Below are 20795 nucleotides of genomic sequence, written 5' to 3'. Positions count from 1 at the left end.
GTAAAGATTGTTGTTTTTAAACGAAACTATTTAAGGTTGATTGGAGCGGAAGTGCGAGACTCCTGCGGGAGCAGCGGGACAGGTGAGACCCCACAGGCGTTTACGCCGAGGAGGCTCACCGCCCGCCCCGCGGAAAGCGAGCATCTGGAAGGGAAATCAACCACAACTCACTACCTGGTAAATAGCAACAAAGTATGTGAAAACAGCCTTCATAAAATGGCCGAAAATTCAAAAGAAAAAGGAGCGGGAAATATGAAAAAAATCGCGTTTATCGGAGCTGGATCGATGGCAGAAGCAATCATTTCGGGGCTGGTGACCCAACAGGTAATTGAACCAGAAAATATTTTTGTAACAAATAAATCAAATGATGATCGGTTCGTTTATTTAAAGGACCACTATGGTGTAACTGCAACACGATCACTGCAGTTATTAGTACAGGATGCAGACCTTGTCGTACTGGCGGTGAAACCGAAAGATATTTTAGAAACGATGCAATCAATAAAAGAATACATTCGTGAAGAAATGCTGTTCATTTCCGTTGTTGCCGGGGTTCATACAACAAGCTTGGAAGGAATCGCAAACAAGCGGTTTTCGATCGTCCGTGCCATGCCTAATACATCGGCAGCTGTAGGAAAATCAGCAACGGCCCTTGCGGCTAACTGTCATACGAAAGACTCGCAATTACAAACGGCGATTACCCTTTTTGAAACGGTTGGTACGGTGGCAGTGGTCGAAGAAGGCCAGCTAGATGCGGTAACAGGCTTATCAGGCAGCGGTCCTGCTTATATTTATTACTTGGTCGAGGCATTGGAAAAATCAGCGGAAAAAATAGGGCTCGATTCCGAAACCGCTAAGCAATTGATTCTCCAGACATTGATGGGCGCAGCCGACATGTTACAGAAATCACCTAAAACGCCTGCCGTACTAAGAAAGGAAGTAACTTCACCAGGCGGAACGACTGAAGCAGGTCTGAAGGCTCTACAAGCACATCAAGTGGAAGATGCATTCATTGCCTGTGTACAAGAAGCGACAGAGCAATCGAAGCGAATGGGCAATCAAATAAGTAAAGAACTGGCCAAATATGTAGTTTCGCAGTAAGCCGCATGATGATGATCGGCTGTTGCCTGGCCACTCCTGCAGCAGTGGCAGGCAACAGCCCTTTTTATGATCCATACATCTTATAAAGGGTAAGCCTTCTGAAGTGAGCGTTACTTTATAATCAGCATATCATTTTCATCGAAACTCCAGTCCTTCGAATACGCAACCTCCCAATAGTAACCATCGGGGTCTGAAAAATATCCGCTGTATCCTCCCCAAAAAACATGCTGAGGTGATTTCTCGATCGTTCCCCCAGCCTTTTCAGCCTTGTTGATCACTTCATCCACTTCTTCAATGGATTTAGCATTATAAGCGAGCGTAAGACCCGGGAAACCATTTTTCTTAGGCGGTTCCATCTCATTAATGTCTTTTGCTAGCTCCTCTAAAGGATACAAAGCAAGTTTCGTACCGGCATTATTAAAAAAAACGATTGCGGGATCGTCCTCTTTAATCAATGTACGGAATCCCAACCCGTCCGGTAAAACCTTAATGATTGAGTAATATCCCTGACACCTAAAGTTATAATGTTGATCCTGTTCATGCTAGTCCTCCTTTTCCATGTTTTAAGGGTAAATTCGACATCTGGATCACTTTTCCCTTTTTAGCTTAATTGACCATCACCCATACCATAGCAAATGCTTCTTAAAGTTCCTAACACTGCTCACCACTTTGCAAAAAGCAGTTGCACGGGGAATCCACCTTGGATTGACCCTCATGCAAATTACGTAGGAATTCCACTTTCTTTGCCGAATGAATACATGTTTTGTCATCTGTAAAGGAATTCCCCCACACTTATCGAATTCAACAAGCAAAAGGGGGAATCTCGATGAATACAAGTGCAGTTGCCCGGTTACTGAATGTTTCCCATAGTACGATTCAACGCTGGGTCACCCAATTGAACATGGAAGTAGAACGGAATCAGCTTGGCCACTACCAGTTTTCGGATGAAGACATTGCATTATTGAGAAAAATCCAAGATCAGCTGAACGAGGGCATCATTCTCCAAAAGGTCAGCATCTCAGAGAAAAAAGTTAGAAAAGCAACCATCCAGAAACACTCCGAACCGAATAAAGAACATGATCAACTGCTTGAACGGGTCATCAGGCTTGAAAATGGCCTGAAGACAAAAGCGGACGATGTTGTATCCTATCAGCTTTTACAGCACAGAAGTGAAATGGAAGAAATGCACAAACTCGTTAAAAAGCTTGAAGCCCGTATCGAAGCGTTGGAAACACCAACGGGCCAGCACTTTGATTATTTCCTCGCAGCTGAAGAAGCTGCTGCCACTAAAAAGACGAAGAAAAGGCCATTCATAAAAATGATTTTCGGAAACAGAAAGAACGATAGTTCATCATGGAGCACAGCCGACAGCGATTGACATCTATTATCAAGATTTTTCATGAGCACCCCACAAATAACCATTTTTGTTAGGCAAAGCATTTCTTCAGAAATAGGACCTGATCTTAATAATTACCCCAAAATAAAAAGGCCCTGACCCAAGATTAATCTCACCTGGGTCGGGCCTTTTCATCATCTTAAATCAACACTGCACGGTCATTGATCATTTTTTCGCCTTTGATGCGTTGGAATTCGTTAAGCAGTTTTTCGACGGTTAACTTCTGCTTTGCAGCGCCTCTGGCTTCGAAAATGATCTGTCCCTTATCCATCATGATCAGGGAATTTCCAAGATCGATTGCCTGCTGCATATTATGAGTCACCATCAACGTCGTTAATTGGTTCTTTTCGACGATTTCCTTCGTCAGGTTTGTAACAAGTTCTGCCCGCGAAGGATCAAGCGCTGCAGTATGTTCATCAAGAAGCAGGATTTTAGGATCGGTGAAGGTCGCCATCAGCAGTGATAGTGCCTGACGCTCCCCTCCTGACAATAATCCCACTTTTGCAGTCATCCGGTTTTCCAAGCCTAAATGAAGGGTGACCAAACATTCTTTAAAAAGTTCTTTCCGTTTTTTTGTCACCCCAAAGCCTAAACCTCTTCTATTGGTTCTGCCATAAGCAATTGCCATATTTTCTTCAATCGTCATATGCGGTGCAGTACCCAGCATGGGATCCTGAAAAACGCGTCCAATCATTTTTGCACGGGCATGTTCTTCAATGGCCGATACGTTTTCACCATCGATGATGACTTCACCGGCATCAGGGAGAATCTTGCCGGAAATCATATTCATCAAAGTCGATTTACCTGCTCCATTACTACCGATGACTGTTACAAATTCACCTTTTGTCATCTGCAGTTCCAGATTACCAAGGGCTAGCTTTTCATCTGGTGTTCCCTCATTGAACACTTTATAAATCTGATTTAACCGAAGCATATTCTTCCCTCCCTTTCGGTAAAGTGCCATCATGACGCATCTGTATTTCTTTAAGCCGCCTTTTCTTCCGGGTTTTTTCCTTTTGTTTATCGGAAATTTTTGGAATGACAAGTGCCCCGACCACAATAAGTGCCGTAATTAATTTAACATCTCCCGTTTCAAGGAATTCAACGCGAAGTGCCAAGGTTACGACGATTCGGTAAATGATCGCCCCTCCAATGACAGCCAGCGTAGCACGTGCAATCGTTTTTGCACCAAATAGAGCCTCACCGATTATGACGGATGCCAATCCGATGACAATGATTCCAATCCCCATGCCTATATCGCTAAAACCGTTATATTGAGCAACCAGGGATCCCGAAAAAGCCACAAGTGCATTTCCGATTGCAAGTCCTAAGATCTTCATGTTGCCGGTATGGGCGGAAAAACTCTTGACCATGGCTTCATTATCACCAGTCGCCCGTAAGGCAAGACCAATTTCCGTTTTTAAAAACGCTGACATTCCCGCTTGGATGACTACAGCCACAACCAGCATAACGATTAATATGGCCCACGTTTTCGGCAGGCTGTCACCGAGACCCACGAATGATAAAAGACCATTCAACAAATTGTCCAGTCCGGTGCCAACCCAGGCATCCTGGATATTCGTGATAATGGTTGTTTGGGAAAGCAACGGAATGTTGGATGCACCCATGATCCGCAAATTGATCGAGTAGAGCGCAATCATCATTAAGATACCTGCCAAGAGAGGATTGATTTTCCCTTTCGTATGAAGGAACCCCGTTATCGTCCCAGCGATGAAGCCTGCCACCATGGCACACAACGTGGCTACGATCGGCGAGTAACCGTTAACGATCATAATCGCGGCAACAGACGCCCCTGTCACAAAACTGCCTTCCACAGTCATATCCGGGAAATCGAGAATCCTGAATGTTAAATAGACACCAAGTGCCATGATTGCATAAATCATTCCCGACTCAAAAGAGTTGAATAAGGCTGAGAACATTTTTTTCTTCCTTCCCCGAACAAAAGCAGAGTTTATTTTACAAACTCAGCATCTGCTTTCCATTCTTCTTTTATTTCAACACCCATATCTTTTGCTGCTTTTTCATTGATGACCAATTTCAGTTTTTGTGGATATTGAACCGGGATATCTCCAGGTTTTTTACCATCCTTGAGGATTTCAACCGCTTTCTGCCCCGCTTCATAACCAATATCATAGTAACTGAAGCCATATGCTGCAAAACCGCCAGCATTCACGGAATCAAGCTCGCCGACAAACAAGGGGATATCTTGATCATTTGCCACGGAAATGACCGATTCCAGTGCCGAGACAACTGTATTATCAGTAATGATATAGAAAGCATCCGCTTTTCCGATTAATGATTCCGTTGCCTGTTTAACATCCGCTGAAGTCGATACGGACGCTTCCACGACTTTCAATCCAGCTTTTTTCGCTTCCGCCTTCACATTTTTTATTTGGACGACTGAATTTTGCTCCCCTGTGTTATAAACCGTTCCAATCGTTTTGGCGCCAAGCTCTTCCGCTAGGAAGTTCATTGACTTGGCAATGGCTTCAGGATGGGAATCCGTCGTACCCGTCACATTTCCGCCTGGTTTTCCCAAAGAAGTGACAAGCTCCCCCGCTACAGGATCGGTAACCGATGTAAAGACGATCGGAATATCCTTGGTCGCATTTAAAGCACTTAGAGCACTAGGAGTCGAATTCGCAAATATCAGATCCACTTTATCCCCAACGAAGTTATTGGCAATCGTTTGGCTGTTGTTTTGGTCACCCTGAGCAATTTGAAGATCATATTTCGCATTGATGTCACTATCCTTCAATGCCGCCTGGAAGCCTTCATATGCTTGATCCAGGGAATCATGCTGAACGATTTGTGTCACCCCAATGTTGAAGGTATCCTTTCCGCTTTCATCCTTTGCCGCATCTTTTTCCTTTTCATTTCCACACCCAGCCAATAATAAACCTGCGACCAATGTCATGGCTGCAGCTGAATATAATTTCTTTTTCATATTTTCCCCCCGCTTTTTCCTTATTTAAAATAATGTTTTTCTATCGACGCCAGCTTTTTCGCTTTTATTTCCTAAATTATAATCGTTTAGTCCCAATTATTCCAATATATTTTTTAACTTTTTAGAATTTTTTGAGTTCTACATGTAAAACATGAAAAAAGCTGCTGTGAAAGGTATGGTAACTTTCACAGCAGCTTTTGGAAAAATCAATGTTCGACAACCTGGCTGACAATTTCGGTAACGGTAGCCCGATCAATTTTTTCTTTGCCTTCTTTTAGGGCTTTCAATGTGGCTTTTGCCAATTCCAAGGGTATTTTACAAAATTGGATGATTTCCTTCGTTTCAATCTCTCCAATGTACGCATCGGCTAATGCAAGATTACGCTCCGTATGGGCAAGCATCTCGTTAAAACCCCAGCCATCGGGATAAAAGTTCACACCACGTTCTGCATCTTCCTCACGGTTACGCAGGATATTGACCGTTTGGAGTCCACGGCCAAATGCGATGGCAAGTTCACGGTCCGTTTCGGTTCCGTCGTACCAGTTCCACATATCAGACAGCATGACCCCTACTAAACCTGCAACATAATAAGTGTAATCATCGAGTTCCTCTTCGTTATGGATTTGCCAGTCCTTAATAACCCATTTTGCCATGCCTTCGGCCATTTCCTTTGTTGACTCCAAGACTTTGCCTTTTGCACCGGGTGGACAAAATTCAACCCAGTCCGAAAGAAAAAGTGTCACCTCAGGCAGGTCATCCTTATATGGTTCAAATAACTTTTGAAGATCTTCTTCCTTGAAATCCGCATCCGGCAGCTCACTAAGGGCCTGTAACAGGGAAACCTTACTATCTGCCGGAAGACCTGGGTGGTCCTCGATCTCATCAATGGCGCGCATGCAAAGGTATGCAGCTCCAATAGCCTCTTGTAATCCCTTTGGAAGATAACTGATTGGAATGAAAAAAGTCCGGCTTGTTTTTAGGAGAAAATCCATTGCTTTAGTATGTAGGTCACTTTTGTCAGTCATATTTACACTCCTTTAAATATCCAATGAACAATTGATTAATTATATCAAACATTGGCTTTGATTTCAGCTGCCCGATTCCTCTGAATACAAAGGAATTTTAATTGCCATCAGATCTTCACCCATGATCGTATTTGCAAAGATCGCTTTGCTTTCCTCTTTTAGCCTCTCAGCATCCTCAGGAGTATACCGTGAGCTGATATGGGTAAGGATTAGATGCTTAGCCCCCGCTTTCAAAGCCGTTTCTGCAGCCTGAACGGTGGTCGAATGATAATAGGCTGATGCCATTTCAGATTCTTCCGCTGAAAATGTAGCTTCATGAACAAGGTAATCCGCCGATTCAGCAAGAATGAGCGCATTGCTGCACATTCTTGTATCACCAAGAATCGTGATGATCCGGCCTTTATGCGGAGCACTGATATAGTCCTTCCCATTTATGACACGGCCATCATCGAGACAGACCGTTTGTCCATTTTTCAATGCTTTATAAAGAGGCCCCGGCTTCACACCTTCGGAACGCAGCCGATCGACCAGTAGGCTGCCCGGACGATCTTTTTCCACAATCCGATAACCGATGCTGTAAATGCCATGATCAAGCGACTTGGCCGTCACTGTGAATTGTTCGTCCTCAAACACTGTGCCTTCTTCAATTTCGATGATTTCCAAGGGATATTTTAAATGAGTTCCACTCACCTGTAAGCTCGTCTTAATGAATGAATCTATGCCTTGTGGACCATATACGGTCAATTTATCCACTCCGCCCTGAAAAGATCTGCTGCTTAAAAAACCAGGCAGTCCGAAGATGTGGTCACCATGTAAATGGGTGATGAAGATCTTTTCAACCTTTCTCGGTTTGACCGCCGTTTTTAATATTTGATGCTGTGTTGCTTCCCCACAATCGAATAACCAAACCGTCCCTCGTTCTTCCAATAATTGAAGGGCGATCGATGTCACATTCCGCGCTTTGGCCGGAACGCCAGCGCCTGTACCCAATAAAACGAAATCCACTCATACTACCTCCGTTGCAAATACTTTATGCCTTAACTATAGCATAACCAAGGTGCTCTTTCATTTATGACCCATTAAAACAGAAACCAAATTAAACTTTTAATGAAATCTGAGAAAAAATGCGCAAATTGATTGCTTTGAGGGAAAGCTAAACGTAAAATTAGAAATTGGTACACATTCGGGAATTCCAACTTTATAGACAGATTTAACGGAAAGTTGAGGTTTTAACATGACAGAAAACAATAAACCCACAGCATTGATCATGATTTTTGGTGCTACCGGAGATTTAGCGAAAAGGAAATTGTTTCCTTCCATATATCGACTATTTCAAAAAGAGAAAATCAATAAGTTCGCGGTCGTCGGAGTGGCAAGGAGGCCATTGACGAACGAGGAGTTCCAAACAAGTGTCAAGGACTCGATTCTTACGTTCGGACATGCGGAAGAAAAGGTCGACGAATTCATTTCCCATTTCCATTATCACTCCCATGACGTCTCAAGTTCCGAATCATATTTGCAATTAAAAGACATTGCCGAACAATTAGACGGACAATATCAATTAGAAGGAAACAGGATCTTCTATTTGGCGATGGCACCTGAGTTTTTCGGAACGATTGCCGAACAGATTAAAGCACAAGGCCTGAGTAACACGGATGGCTATAAGCGCCTGGTCATCGAGAAGCCATTTGGACACAGTTTTGAAACAGCACAACAATTGAATGAGCAGATTCGGACTGCATTCGCTGAAGATGAAATCTACCGTATCGATCATTATTTAGGTAAAGAAATGGTACAAAATATCGAGGTCATCCGTTTTTCCAATGCCCTATTCGAGCCGCTATGGAATAACAGATATATATCCAACATCCAGGTTACTTCAAGCGAAACACTCGGCGTTGAAGAACGCGGGCGTTATTATGAAACCAGCGGTGCCCTAAGGGATATGGTCCAAAACCACCTGCTGCAAATGGTGGCCTTGCTTGCAATGGAACCCCCGATCGCTTTGACGACAGAAGAGATTAGAAGCGAAAAAGTACGGGCATTGCGTTCACTTCGACCAATGAAAGTCGACGAAGTCAACCAATACTTCGTTCGTGGCCAGTATGGTGAAGGAACGATAGATGGTCAAATGCTTCCGGCCTACCGAAATGAACATAATGTAAATCCCGAATCCAACACAGAGACCTATGTTGCGGGTAAATTGATGATTGATAACTTCCGTTGGGCCGGTGTTCCTTTTTATATCCGAACCGGTAAGAGAATGGATGTCAAATCAACGAATATCGTTGTTCAATTCAAAGATATCCCAATGAATCTGTATTATAAAACGGAAGAAACGCTGAATCCGAATCTTCTCGTCATCAATATCCAGCCTGACGAAGGTATCACATTGTACTTAAATGTCAAGAAATCCGGGACGACATCCAATACAAAGCCAATGAAGCTGACCGTCTCGAACAAAGGGATCGAACACATCAATTCTCCCGAGGCATATGAAAAGCTATTGTTTGACAGCATGCGCGGGGATGCTACAAACTTTACGCACTGGGACGAGGTTGCCCTCTCATGGAAGTTCGTCGATACCATTTCCAATGCATGGGAAAATACTAAAGACGAGTCTTTCCCTAACTATGAAGCGGGATCAACAGGTCCACTTGCATCCGATGAACTCCTAGCGGAAGATGGACATATTTGGTGGCAAGTCAAGAAAAACGAAAATAATGATTGAAATGAAAAAGGGATGCAGATTTGAATCTGCATCCCTTCTTCTTCATGAAACACTCTTCCTCAGCAATTTATTCCGGATAATATGAAACATTTCCTTGGACTTAGACATTTCTTCCTCTTTTTCTGAATTAAGCCAAAACGAAACACCGGATTCTAAGGCAATGAAAAATAAAAAAATGGCTACAGCCCACCAGATGATGAACATAAAGTCCTCCGCTCCTTCTCTCTCTTTCTGCCTACTGTATTCTACGGTCCGCCCATCTCTTTCAATGTTTATATTCCTTTTTCCACAGGTGTTTAAACCTAAAAAAAGCAAGGATGAATGTCATACATCATACTACGTTTTCCCTAAAAAAGGTAAATTAATTGGAACTATTTACAACTAGTTCATCTTTACCATTTTTACCCTTTTCTAAAAAGAATGGTAAGCCTTTGCTGAGGATACACTAAAAAAGGTGCTTAGTGACAGTACCGCTAACTTCGATGTGGAGGGATTAAACGATGGACATTCGTGAAGGATTAATTCCAACAGCGTTGGGCACAGCCGTGACAGCTGCGGGTTATGCAATGAAGCAGACCCGGGGTTCAAACAAAATGGTAGCTAATACGGTTTTTGGTTTCGGTTTGGCACATGTTGTATTAGGGGTCATTGACCTTGTAGAGCATCGGAGATAGTAATAAAAGGGGGCGCCAAGCGCCCCCTTTTTTTATGATGAAACAAAAAAGCCGGCTTAAAGGGGATCCCCTTCTAAGCCGGCTTGAACTTTTTATTTTTCCATCCATTCGGTATGGAACGTTCCTTCTTTATCAATGCGTTGGTAAGTATGAGCTCCAAAATAGTCACGCTGAGCTTGAATCAGGTTAGCTGGCAGTGTTTCTGTACGATAGCTGTCGAAATAGGCAAGTGCCGATGACAAGCAAGGAACCGGGATTCCGTTCATCACAGCCGTTGATACTACCTCACGTAAAGCTCCTTGGTAGCTTTCGACGATCCCTTGGAAGTAAGGATCTAGAAGAAGATTGTTCAAGTTCGCTTCACGATCGTACGCTTCCTTGATTTTTTGGAGGAATTGTGCACGAATGATACAGCCGCCACGGAAAATCATCGCGATTTCCCCATATTGCAAGTTCCAGCCATTTTCTTCTGATGCTGCTTTCATTTGTGCAAATCCTTGTGCATATGAACAGATTTTGCTCATATAAAGTGCTTTTCGGATACTTTCAATCAAAGCTTTTTTGTCGCCTGTAAATGAATCGGTTTTTGGACCACGAAGGATTTTACTCGCTTCGACACGCTCGTCCTTGATTGCTGAAATAAACCGGGCAAACACGGATTCCGTAATGATTGGAAGCGGAACACCAAGATCAAGCGCACTTTGACTTGTCCATTTACCTGTACCTTTTTGGCCAGCTTTATCCAAAATGACATCGACCATCGGCTTGCCGGTTTCTTCATCATATTTTTTGAAAATATCAGCAGTAATTTCAATTAAATAGCTATCAAGTTCCCCTTCATTCCATTCAGTAAAGACTTCATGGAATTCTTCAGCAGATAGTCCAAGGAGATTTTTCAGAAGGAAATAAGATTCGGAAATCAATTGCATGTCCCCGTATTCAATACCATTATGTACCATTTTAACATAATGACCTGCCCCATCCGGTCCGATATACGTGCAGCAAGCATCACCATCGACCTTAGCTGAAATATCCTTCAAAATCGGTGCAACAAGTTCATATGCTTCCTTTTGACCTCCAGGCATGATGGAAGGACCTGTTAGAGCTCCTTCTTCCCCCCCTGACACGCCTGTACCGATGAAATGGATGCCAAGCTTGCTTAACTCCTCATTGCGGCGCTGAGTGTCCTTGAAGAAGGTATTCCCTCCATCAATAACGATATCACCTTTTTCAAGCAACGGTTTTAATTGCTCGATTGTTGCATCAGTTGCCGCTCCGGCTTTAACCATCAATAAAATTTTGCGTGGTGTTTCCAAAGAATTGACGAATTCTTCAAGCGTATAAGCGGCTGTTACGTTTTTGCCTTCCGCTTCCTTCATCATCTCGTCCGTTTTTGATCCTGAGCGATTATATACGGAAATTGAATATCCCCTGCTTTCAATATTAAATGCAAGGTTCTTGCCCATTACGGCTAGTCCGATAACGCCAATCTGCTGTTTTGTCATGATTCATCATCCCTTCTCTCTATCTTTACACAGCTTGTACGCTATTCTTTGTCAAAAGAAGGATCATTCCTCCTGGATTGCTCAAAGAAATCTTTACTGAAGCTAGTGTCTGTTCCTATTGAACGGTTTTTCAAGGGTAATCCCTTTTTAATAATATTTTCTCCGTACTTATTTTGCAAGTGTTCCATCGCATCATACAGAGGTTCTTTTTCTGCATCCTCTTGAAAGGAGAAAATATCCAGTTGCTTGAAGGCCGACTCTTTTTCGATGACATCATAGGCTGTGACACCAAGAAGCCTGATTCCTTCCCCATTCCAATTTTTCATGAAGAGATCGATAGCTTCATCCAAAATATCCTTTTTTTCAAAAACTGGATTAGGAACCGTTCTGCTTCTCGTAATTGTCCGGCGGTCTTTGTAACGGATCGTCACACCTATTTTTTGACCAAGGAGGCGTTTACTTCTCAAGCGGACGGCAACTTTCCCGGAAAGCTTTTCCAATACACCGATCAATTCTTTTTGATTAGCGGAGTCATGCGGAAGTGTTGTCGAGTTCCCGATGCTCTTATGCTCAAAAATCGCTTCGGGATCCACTACCCTTGGGTCAATTCCATTAGCCCTATCCTTCAAACGGATGCCATTGATCCCAAGAAGCTGTTTAAGTTGACTATCATTGGTGTGTGCAAGGTCCCTGATCGTCATTATCCCGATAGTTTGAAGCTTTTCCGATGTCTTTTCCCCGATGCCATGCATTTCGCCCACTTGTAAAGGCCAGAGCTTTTCCGGAATGTCCCGTTTCCTTAACACGGTGATACCCATAGGTTTCTTCATATCAGAAGCCGTTTTGGCCAAAAATTTATTAGGGGCAATCCCGATACTGCAAGGGAGATCCATCGTATGAAAAATTCTTTCCTGAATGCTATTGGCTATATCTAAAGGCGAACCCAATTCGGCGCATTCACTGATATCCAGATACCCCTCATCAATCGAAACCGGTTCAACCATCTCTGTATATTGCCTCAAAACATCGAAAATAGCCAGTGATGCCTTTCGATAGCGCTCGAAATTCGGTTTCTGAATGACTAATTGAGGACATAATTTTTTCGCCTGCCAAATCGGCATGGTCGTTTTAACCCCGAACTTCCTCGCCTCATAGCTGCAGGTGACGATTATGCCCCTTCTCTCTTCAACATTCCCTGCAATGGCAAGCGGTTTGCCTTTCAATGAAACATCATATGACATTTCCACTGAAGCATAGAAACTATTCATGTCTACATGGAGAATGACCCTGCCATTTTTGGGATACATGTCCTTCATGCTTGACCGTCACATCCTTGTAAAAATAAAAAACATTTCTATTAAAGTACCCCTATTTATCTTTGGTAACCACGGTGAAAGATGCTTCCACTCCAAGAAAAACAGCCATCATGTCATTGATGACTGTACATATATTCCTTCAATACTTTGAACATCTTGACCTATTATGGGTGATTATTCCCCTGAAACTTCTTTGATGATAGTGATGACCATTTCAGCTAGCTTCGTTAATTCCTCAACTGGAATTCTTTCATTCGTAGTATGGATATCTTCATAGCCCACTGCGAGATTGACAGTAGGGATGCCAAAGCCTGCAATGACATTTGCATCGCTTCCACCGCCGCTTTTAACCAGCTCGCATGGACGGCCGATTTTCTCTGCTGCCTTTCTTGCGATTTCGACAACATGGTCACCAGCACCATATTTAAAACCAGGATACATGACGGTAACTTCAACTTCAGCACGTCCGCCCATTTCAATGGCTGCAGTCTCAAAAGCCTCTTTCATTTTCGCTACCTGTATTTCCATTTTTTCAGGGATCAAGGATCTTGCTTCTGCAAGGATTTCAACATGGTCACAAACAATATTGGTTTGCTGTCCCCCCTGGAAACGTCCGATATTGGCTGTCGTTTCCTCGTCGATTCTGCCTAATGGCATTCTAGAGATTGCTTTGGCAGCGATCGTAATGGCCGAAACGCCTTTCTCTGGAGCGACACCAGCGTGAGCAGTCTTGCCTAAAATGGTTGCGGACACTTTCGCTTGAGTAGGTGCAGCAACAACCACATTGCCCACTTTTCCATCACTATCAAGTGCAAAACCGAATTTAGCCGTTACAAGGGAGCGATCCAATGCCTTTGCCCCTACCAAGCCAGATTCTTCACCGACTGTAATGATGAATTCGATCGTACCATGTTCGATATTCTGTTCTTTCAACACTTTAAGCGTTTCTAACATGACCGCTAATCCAGCTTTGTCATCCGCCCCTAAAATGGTCGTTCCGTCTGACACTATGTATCCATCTTTGATGGAAGGCTTGATTCCATTACCCGGTACAACCGTATCCATATGGGAGGTGAAATAAATGGTATCTACGCCTTCTTTCGTTCCTTTTAAAGTACATACTAAATTCCCTGCACCATGACCGGTGACTGCTGTTGTATCATCTTCAAAAACTTCTACACCTAGTGCCCCGAATTTTTCCTTTAGCACTTTGGCGATGGCTGCTTCATTTTTCGTTTCGGAATCGATCTGCACCAATTCCATAAATTCATTAACTAAACGTTCTTCATTAATCATAAAATAAAACCTCCAAAAAAGTTTTCCTCTTCAATTATACTTCTAAAAGCGGCACCCCGGCAAATAATGTGGCATGCTTATCCTAAAGACCGTTTTAAAAAGTGAATGATGGATGACTTATTTCAAAATGATATCTTGGCCCCATATGGAAAAGAGCCCAAAACAGATAAGTTTGGGCTCCTTGCAAAGTTTGATCACAATGGGATATTTCCGTGTTTTTTCCATGGTCGAGTTTCTTTTTTGTTGCGTAGCATATCAAGAGATTGAATGATCTTAATCCTGGTTTCACGGGGATCGATAACATCATCCACCATTCCAAGACTTGCGGCAACATATGGATTGGCGAACTTCTCACGGTATTCTTCAATTTTAGCCGCTCGTGTCGCTTCCGGATCCTGGCTATTTTGAATTTCACGGGCAAAAATGATATTTGCCGCTCCAGCAGAACCCATTACAGCGATTTCAGCATTCGGCCATGCAAATGTAAGATCCGCACCGATGGATTTACTATTAAGAGCCACATAAGCTCCTCCGTATGCTTTTCGCAGAATGATCGTCAATTTAGGTACTGTTGCTTCCGAATAAGCATATAGCAGCTTTGCACCGTGGCGAATGATTCCGCCATGTTCTTGTTTAACGCCGGGGAAAAACCCTGAAACGTCTTCAAACGTAATAAGCGGAATGTTAAACGAGTCACAAAAACGAATAAAACGGGCAGCTTTATCTGATGAATCTATATCAAGTCCCCCTGCCAACACCTTTGGCTGATTACAGACAAGCCCCACTGATTTCCCTTTGATCCGTGCCAAGCCGACCACTATGTTTTTCGCAAAGCCCTCTTGCACTTCCATAAAGGAATCCTCATCGACAACCTGCTCCAACACTTTCCGAACATCATATGGGCGGATGCCTTCATAAGGAACTACATCCGTTAAGTCCGGCCGGTAGTCATCTCCCTCATCCGCTTCCAAAACCGGCGGCTTCTCTTCATTATTTTGTGGAAGATAGCTCAGGAGCCGTCTAACGTCAGCCAAAACTTGCTCCTCAGATGCTCCTTTGAAATGGGCATTACCGCTGATGGTATTATGTACAGTCGCTCCGCCCAATCCTTCGGATGAAATCTTTTCACCTGTAACCGTTTCAATGACTTTAGGACCTGTTATGAACATTTGGCTCGTTTTTTCAACCATGAAGACAAAGTCGGTAATGGCTGGGGAATATACGGCTCCGCCTGCACAAGGTCCCATAATAACCGAAATCTGTGGAATGACCCCTGAATATATGGAATTCCGGTAAAATATTTGGCCATATCCGTCAAGCGAAACTACGCCTTCTTGAATACGCGCCCCACCAGAATCGTTCAAACCTATGAAAGGGGCTCCATTTTCCGCTGCCAAATCCATAACATTGGCAATTTTCAGAGCATGCATTTCACCGAGTGCACCGCCAAAAACAGTAAAATCCTGTGAAAACAGATAAATGTCGCGACCGTTGACCTTTCCGTAACCGGTGACAACCCCTTCTCCCGGCCCTTCTTCCTTTTCCATGCCGAAATTGGTATTACGGTGTTTGATAAAAGGATTAAGCTCGATGAAAGTACCTGGATCAACTAGAAGTTCAATTCTTTCCCTTGCCGTAAGTTTGCCCTTATCATGCTGCTTATCGATTCTTTCTTCACCGCCGCCCATTTCCACTTTGCGGCGTCTGTCATATAGGTCATTGATCGTATCATAAATGTCTGTCATTTCTGCTCCTCCTTTGATAATGCTTGTTCACAAAGCTCATATAATACTCCCGCGGTAGACTTCGGATGAACGAAAGCAACATCCGCATTGTGCGCTCCCTTTCTTGATGAATCATCAATCATGCGCAATCCAGCTTCTTTGATTTCTTTTATTCTATCTTCGATGTCTTCGACGCCAAGTGCCACATGATGAATCCCTTCACCGCGTTTTTCGATGAATTTGGCGATTGGGCTTGCAGGTGACAACGCTTCCAACAATTCCAAACGGGTATTGCCTGCCAGGATGAAGGCCACTTTCACTCCTTGGCTCTCCACTGTCTCGATTCCTTCAAGTTTCAATTTCAACGTTTCCGTGTAAAGCGGCAAGGCTTCATCTAGTGACTTGACGGCAATACCGATATGATCGATATTTTTAATCATCATAAAAACCCCCATGCTATGTATTATTGGATGACTCCATTAAAATACTACTAATCTTGCATTAAAGCCTTTTAAGATTCGGAATAATATGAACATTATACTTTTACTTGTTTCTACTAAATGTTCAAGTTAAAATAAAATCAATCAAACTGTATTGAGGGAGAGAGCATATGGGAAACAAGAAAATCAGAAAGATCGTCGTGTATTTAATGCTTATCTCAATGTTATTAACGAGCTTATTATCAGGTATCGCATTTCTTATGTAATAGACACCGTAATGGGGAGGGGAGCAAAAAGCTTCCCTCTCTTTATTTTATCGCTCCGTTTTTCTTAGCCAGCGTTTTGAAATCCTCGTTCGATAGGGCGATTAACACCTTAGTGCCGATGGGGACTTTTTCGTACAAACGCTCCACATCGGATTTATGCATCCGTACACAGCCATTTGAAATATATTCACCAATCGATGATGGCTGATTCGTACCATGTATGCCGTATATCCTCCCATCGGTATTTCGTGCATCGAAGCCAATCCACCGCGACCCCAAAGGGTTCCTGGGATCACCGCCAGGAATATTCTTTTTCCGGTAATATGGATTGACCGCTTTTACTTTGACCGTGAATATCCCTTCAGGTGTCAGTTCCTGACTCATTCCCGTACCGACCGGCAGAATCTCCTTGACCTCGTTATCATCAATGAACGCCAATTTATTGTTGGCTTTATTGATGATGATAAACGGATCGCCAGGCTTAACCGGTTGAGGCTGGGCCTGTACCTGTAACGGCCACAAAGATAGCATAAGCAACAAAGAAAGGATCCATTTCATTTGTATCATTCCTTTACTTTTTTGCTTAGTTTAAGCCAAGTGCCTCTTTTTCATTCGGTTGCCGGTCAGCTTGGGTAATCCCTTGAAGGAATGCTTCAACAATAAATAGCGCTCCATTTCCTTCATGAGCTGCAGTAATGCAGCCCTGGATTCGAACTCTTCACGTGTCTGCGGCAGTGCCATTCCCCTAAAATGAATCTCCATTTCTTCAAGCTTCTTCAGATAAAGGATGGCCGTATTTTGTGGGTGGACGTTTTCTGCCAAATCTTCTATAAAATCTGCCACTATCCCACTTTGCTTGACGACCAACGGAATATTCGTGACCAGGGGAAGAATTCGTTCAATTATTTCAAATTGCTTTTCACGCATTTTGAAATAATGGTAATACAGGTCTTCTTCCCTTAAGAAATGATTTTCCACGTCCCTGAAGGCAAGGCTCTTGGCTTGATTAAGTAGATTGGCTGTTTCGGTGATTTCCTTACCATCCCATGTGTGATCATTATCCCTCAAATAGCGGACAATTCCCATCAAGATCGCACTGAAGTTCGTTTCGATATTTTCCTGATAGGCCAGCAGTTTGTCATCGACACTGGGCATGTACAGATTCATGACAAGTGCCACTCCAACTCCAACTGCAATTAATATCGTTTCATTGATCAGCAGGGAAAAAGTGATGTTACCGGACCCGTATAGGTGCATGATGATGACGCTGCTCGTCACGATCCCCTCATTAATCTTCAAGGCCACTGTCGTTGGAATGAAAATCAAGAGAATCAAACCTATTATCAGCGGATGAAATGCGATGAACTGAAATAATAGGGATGCATAGGCCATTGCAATCAAACAAGCTAAAAACCGGTGCCAGGAGGCATACACCGACTTCTTTTTTGTAACTTGGATGCATAAGATCGCAATGATTCCCGCGGCAGAGAAATATTCGAGATTAAGCATTTGTGCAATAATAATTGCCAGGGTGGCCCCCAAAGCAGTTTTAATCGTCCTGTATCCGATTTTAAACATTGTTATGTATCACCTGGCTCTTTCTCTATCTATTATAATACTATCAGGAAATCAGATATTTTTACAGTCCTTTGCGAGTTAAATTTCCAATTTTTCTAAATACATGCACGCAAAAATACATTATAGGAAAAAAATAAAAAAAGGTAACTAAACGTTACCTTTTTTCACAATTATATACTATTTGCTTTAGCTTATAAAACTTTTTCCAAGAAGTCTTTTGCACGCTGGCTTTTCGGATTGGAAAAGAAATCTTCCGGAGCACTTTCCTCAACGAGCAGACCCCCGTCCAGGAATAGTACTCGATCGGCCACTTCTTTGGCGAAGCCCATTTCATGCGTTACAATCAGCATGGTCATCCCCGTATGTGCCAGTGACTTCATAACCTCGAGCACTTCTTTTACCATCTCGGGGTCAAGCGCTGAAGTCGGCTCATCGAAAAGCATTACTTCCGGGTTCATTGCCAATGCCCGTGCAATCGCGACCCTTTGTTTTTGTCCGCCTGACAGACGATTCGGATAAGTCGATTCTTTATCGGCCAAACCGACTTTAGTCAAGAGCTCACGAGCTTGTTTTACAGCCTCGGCCTTTGATAATTTTTTCACCTTCATAGGTGCATATATCAAATTCTCCAGTACGGTTTTATGAGGAAATAAATGGAAATGTTGAAATACCATTCCGACATTTTCACGCACTTTCATGATATTGGTCTTTTTTTCAGTGATGATTTGATCTTTAAACCTGATTTGACCATCAGTTGGAGTTTCAAGCATATTGATGCAGCGCAAGAAAGTTGATTTTCCCGAACCGGATGGACCGATGATCGCTACCACTTCACCCTGTCCTATCTCGGTGCTGATTCCTTTTAAAACTTCGAGCTTACCATAATTTTTTTTAAGTCCATCAATTTTAATCACTGCGTCTCATTCTCCTTTCAATCACTTTGCCTAAGATGGTGAGAATCATGACCATCACATAATAAATGAGACCGGCAAATAAAATCGGCTCGAAGAATTTATATGTCTCACCGCCGACAATATAAGCACGGCGCATGATATCCCCTAATCCAATAATTGTGACAACGGCTGATTCCTTCGTTAAGGAAATCAATTCGTTAACAAGGGATGGCAGGATGTTCTTGATGGCCTGCGGAAGGATAATATTAAGCATCATCCCTGAATAGGGAACCCCAAGTGCAAGTGCAGCCTCTCGTTGGCCTTTATCGACCGCTAAAATGCCTCCCCTGATAATTTCAGAGATATAGGCAGCTGAATTTAGCCCGAATGCTAAAAATGCTGCTTGGAACGCTTCGATTTGAATCCCTAATATTTGTGGTGAACCAAAATAAATCAGCATTAATTGCAGCACCAAAGGGGTACCGCGAAAAATGGATGTATAAAAGTCAGCAATCCAATTCAATGGCTTGATTCTGCTGATTTTAAGTATAGATAATAATATTCCCAAAACAAATCCGATTACTGCCGCTACCGCTACAACCTTTAATGTAGTCGGTATTCCCTCCAGGATATATGGAAGGGAAGGCATAATCCTTTCAAATTCCAGATTCACTCCATTCATCCTCTCTTATGAAGGCCGTTATCTTTGGGCCTTCCTCCTGCTTCATTTTATTAACAATAAAGCGCGGAAAAACGTTCAGAAGGCATTCTGAACGCTTTTCATCTCTCTGTTTTATTCAGTTTCACTGCCACCGAACCATTTTAGTATTAATTTTTCCATTTCACCATTTTCCATCATTTTTTTCAACTCGGCATTGAATTCTTCAGTTAACTTGCTTCCTTTTTGGAAAGCGATTGCCGAACCGGCATCTTGATCACCAGACTTGATCAAATGGCCAACCAATTCTTTATTATCTTTCAAGTAGCCTTTTGCAACAGTATCTTCCATGATCACGGCGTCAAAACGTCCTGTTGACATTTCTTGAACAACCTCAGGAATACGATTCCGTTTTTCAACTTTCATCCCGATATCTTGGGATTTATTCAAGTCATTTGCCAATGTCTCCTGGATGGATGCAAGCTGTACGCCAACCGTTTTCCCTTTTAAATCTTCAACAGTTTTGATTTTACTGTTCTTTGTCGTGATGATCATGTTTTTAGCTGTATAGTAAATATCACTGAAATCGACTGATTGCTCACGTTTTTCTGTTGGAGTCATTCCGGAGATAACGAAATCGACCGATTTATTTTCCAGGGCAGGCACAAGACTATTAAAGTCAATGTCCTTCACTTCGACCTCATAACCTAATTTTTTTCCGATTGCTTTAGCGATATCAATGTCAAATCCTTGGATTTCATCACTTTTAGATGTTTCAACAAATTCAAATGGCGGATAATCCGCAGATGTTCCCATTACCAGGACCTTTTTGTCTTCATTGTCAGCTGTGTTCTTATCTTCTTTCTCTGATGTTCCGCATGCCGCTAAAATACCTACTAATAAAATAGAAGTAAGCAACAATGCTAACTGCTTTTTCAACTTCATTATTATTCCTCCAAAATGATATTTTCAATTCTCTTGTTATTAAATTAGGTTAGTTAAATTTCGAATAACTAATATTCATACACTAATGTGTATTTTAACACACTCTAATAATTATTCAATAACGTAAATAATAGATTCATTTTTCAGAATATTATCATAATTTTACATTTGGGCTTCGTGCTTTCTCACCAAAGGTAATATATCCGCTTCCATATCTATCTTTTTTCCCAAAAGTTCCTGACTTATGCAATTTCATGAATAAAAAAAACACCGATTGGGTGG

21 protein-coding genes and 1 pseudogene are annotated in these 20795 nt (G+C 42.5%); 5 read left to right on the top strand and 17 right to left on the bottom strand.

The window, feature by feature from the left end; translation table 11 throughout:
- Nucleotides 1-1098, top strand: a 1098-nt coding sequence (gene proC / locus AC1DIV_RS06540; protein ID WP_477576022.1) for a pyrroline-5-carboxylate reductase, incomplete at its 5' end; no start/stop codon positions are given.
- Between the two features lie 110 nt (nucleotides 1099-1208).
- Here the strand turns inward: proC and AC1DIV_RS06535 are convergent.
- Nucleotides 1209-1639 (bottom strand): annotated as a pseudogene (locus tag AC1DIV_RS06535) (VOC family protein).
- Between the two features lie 285 nt (nucleotides 1640-1924).
- On the opposite strand from AC1DIV_RS06535, the gene AC1DIV_RS06530 reads away from it, so the two are divergent.
- Nucleotides 1925-2476 (top strand): MerR family transcriptional regulator, encoded by a 552-nt coding sequence (locus AC1DIV_RS06530; protein ID WP_063594070.1) that lies wholly within the window; start codon nucleotides 1925-1927, stop codon nucleotides 2474-2476.
- 157 nt (nucleotides 2477-2633) lie between these two features.
- Here AC1DIV_RS06530 and AC1DIV_RS06525 read toward each other — a convergent pair whose 3' ends face one another.
- The 5 genes from AC1DIV_RS06525 to rnz all read right to left on the bottom strand — a co-directional run bounded on the left by AC1DIV_RS06525 (nucleotide 2634) and on the right by rnz (nucleotide 7492).
- Nucleotides 2634-3428 (bottom strand): ABC transporter ATP-binding protein, encoded by a 795-nt coding sequence (locus AC1DIV_RS06525; RefSeq protein WP_477576021.1) that lies wholly within the window; start codon nucleotides 3426-3428, stop codon nucleotides 2634-2636.
- Nucleotides 3403-4434: an ABC transporter permease gene (locus AC1DIV_RS06520; RefSeq protein WP_477576019.1), complete on the bottom strand. Its 1032-nt coding sequence runs from the start codon at nucleotides 4432-4434 to the stop codon at nucleotides 3403-3405. Before AC1DIV_RS06520 ends, AC1DIV_RS06525 begins: the two co-directional genes overlap by 26 nt.
- A 32-nt stretch (nucleotides 4435-4466) precedes the next feature.
- The gene (locus tag AC1DIV_RS06515; RefSeq protein ID WP_477576018.1) at nucleotides 4467-5462 is read right to left on the bottom strand and encodes an ABC transporter substrate-binding protein; all 996 of its coding nucleotides are present in this window, start codon (nucleotides 5460-5462) and stop codon (nucleotides 4467-4469) included.
- Between the two features lie 206 nt (nucleotides 5463-5668).
- The gene (locus tag AC1DIV_RS06510; RefSeq protein WP_048678511.1) at nucleotides 5669-6487 is read right to left on the bottom strand and encodes a squalene/phytoene synthase family protein; all 819 of its coding nucleotides are present in this window, start codon (nucleotides 6485-6487) and stop codon (nucleotides 5669-5671) included.
- A gap of 63 nt (nucleotides 6488-6550) precedes the next feature.
- Nucleotides 6551-7492, bottom strand: coding sequence for a ribonuclease Z (gene rnz / locus AC1DIV_RS06505; protein ID WP_477576016.1), 942 nt, complete (start codon nucleotides 7490-7492; stop codon nucleotides 6551-6553).
- 229 nt (nucleotides 7493-7721) lie between these two features.
- Between rnz and zwf the strand changes: the two genes are divergently transcribed.
- Nucleotides 7722-9218, top strand: coding sequence for a glucose-6-phosphate dehydrogenase (zwf, locus tag AC1DIV_RS06500; protein WP_477576014.1), 1497 nt, complete (start codon nucleotides 7722-7724; stop codon nucleotides 9216-9218).
- 42 nt (nucleotides 9219-9260) lie between these two features.
- On the opposite strand, the gene AC1DIV_RS06495 is transcribed toward zwf, so the two are convergent.
- Entirely contained in the window at nucleotides 9261-9422 is a 162-nt protein-coding gene (locus AC1DIV_RS06495) for a hypothetical protein (protein WP_170946879.1), read from the bottom strand.
- Between the two features lie 296 nt (nucleotides 9423-9718).
- Here AC1DIV_RS06495 and AC1DIV_RS06490 point away from each other — a divergent pair, with 296 nt between their 5' ends.
- Complete coding sequence (locus AC1DIV_RS06490; RefSeq protein ID WP_034308217.1) at nucleotides 9719-9892, top strand: hypothetical protein; 174 nt, start codon at nucleotides 9719-9721, stop codon at nucleotides 9890-9892.
- Between the two features lie 92 nt (nucleotides 9893-9984).
- On the opposite strand, the gene gndA is transcribed toward AC1DIV_RS06490, so the two are convergent.
- From gndA to mce, 5 genes are all read right to left on the bottom strand, one after another.
- Complete coding sequence (gndA, locus tag AC1DIV_RS06485) at nucleotides 9985-11397, bottom strand: NADP-dependent phosphogluconate dehydrogenase (protein ID WP_106026865.1); 1413 nt, start codon at nucleotides 11395-11397, stop codon at nucleotides 9985-9987.
- A gap of 41 nt (nucleotides 11398-11438) precedes the next feature.
- Nucleotides 11439-12713 (bottom strand): DNA polymerase IV, encoded by a 1275-nt coding sequence (locus AC1DIV_RS06480; RefSeq protein ID WP_340876889.1) that lies wholly within the window; start codon nucleotides 12711-12713, stop codon nucleotides 11439-11441.
- Between the two features lie 174 nt (nucleotides 12714-12887).
- On the bottom strand, nucleotides 12888-14009 hold the full coding sequence (locus AC1DIV_RS06475) for a tripeptidase T (RefSeq protein ID WP_048678525.1): 1122 nt from the start codon (nucleotides 14007-14009) through the stop codon (nucleotides 12888-12890).
- Between the two features lie 194 nt (nucleotides 14010-14203).
- The gene (locus AC1DIV_RS06470; RefSeq protein WP_072273207.1) at nucleotides 14204-15754 is read right to left on the bottom strand and encodes an acyl-CoA carboxylase subunit beta; all 1551 of its coding nucleotides are present in this window, start codon (nucleotides 15752-15754) and stop codon (nucleotides 14204-14206) included.
- A complete protein-coding gene (mce, locus tag AC1DIV_RS06465) occupies nucleotides 15751-16176 on the bottom strand; it encodes a methylmalonyl-CoA epimerase (protein ID WP_072273208.1) in 426 nt (141 codons plus the stop codon). The genes AC1DIV_RS06470 and mce overlap by 4 nt, the downstream gene beginning before the upstream one ends.
- Nucleotides 16177-16343: 167 nt before the next feature.
- Here mce and prli42 point away from each other — a divergent pair, with 167 nt between their 5' ends.
- Nucleotides 16344-16439, top strand: a complete 96-nt coding sequence (prli42, locus tag AC1DIV_RS06460) for a stressosome-associated protein Prli42 (RefSeq protein WP_152908319.1) — start codon at nucleotides 16344-16346, stop codon at nucleotides 16437-16439.
- A gap of 42 nt (nucleotides 16440-16481) precedes the next feature.
- Here the strand turns inward: prli42 and AC1DIV_RS06455 are convergent, their stop codons facing one another.
- The 5 genes from AC1DIV_RS06455 to AC1DIV_RS06435 form a co-directional block, all read right to left on the bottom strand.
- Nucleotides 16482-16997 (bottom strand): L,D-transpeptidase, encoded by a 516-nt coding sequence (locus AC1DIV_RS06455; RefSeq protein WP_477576012.1) that lies wholly within the window; start codon nucleotides 16995-16997, stop codon nucleotides 16482-16484.
- Between the two features lie 30 nt (nucleotides 16998-17027).
- Nucleotides 17028-18017: an aromatic acid exporter family protein gene (locus AC1DIV_RS06450; RefSeq protein ID WP_048678535.1), complete on the bottom strand. Its 990-nt coding sequence runs from the start codon at nucleotides 18015-18017 to the stop codon at nucleotides 17028-17030.
- Between the two features lie 191 nt (nucleotides 18018-18208).
- Entirely contained in the window at nucleotides 18209-18931 is a 723-nt protein-coding gene (locus tag AC1DIV_RS06445) for an amino acid ABC transporter ATP-binding protein (RefSeq protein ID WP_048678537.1), read from the bottom strand.
- Nucleotides 18924-19583: an amino acid ABC transporter permease gene (locus AC1DIV_RS06440; RefSeq protein WP_034311315.1), complete on the bottom strand. Its 660-nt coding sequence runs from the start codon at nucleotides 19581-19583 to the stop codon at nucleotides 18924-18926. The genes AC1DIV_RS06445 and AC1DIV_RS06440 overlap by 8 nt, the downstream gene beginning before the upstream one ends.
- 120 nt (nucleotides 19584-19703) lie before the next feature.
- Nucleotides 19704-20507: a transporter substrate-binding domain-containing protein gene (locus AC1DIV_RS06435; RefSeq protein ID WP_477576029.1), complete on the bottom strand. Its 804-nt coding sequence runs from the start codon at nucleotides 20505-20507 to the stop codon at nucleotides 19704-19706.
- Nucleotides 20508-20795 lie beyond the last annotated feature (288 nt).

The sequence above is a fragment of the Peribacillus sp. 05N428 genome (assembly GCF_056397085.1).
Note: the sequence above shows the minus strand (reverse complement) of the source record. Positions and strands in the feature narration are given on the sequence as shown.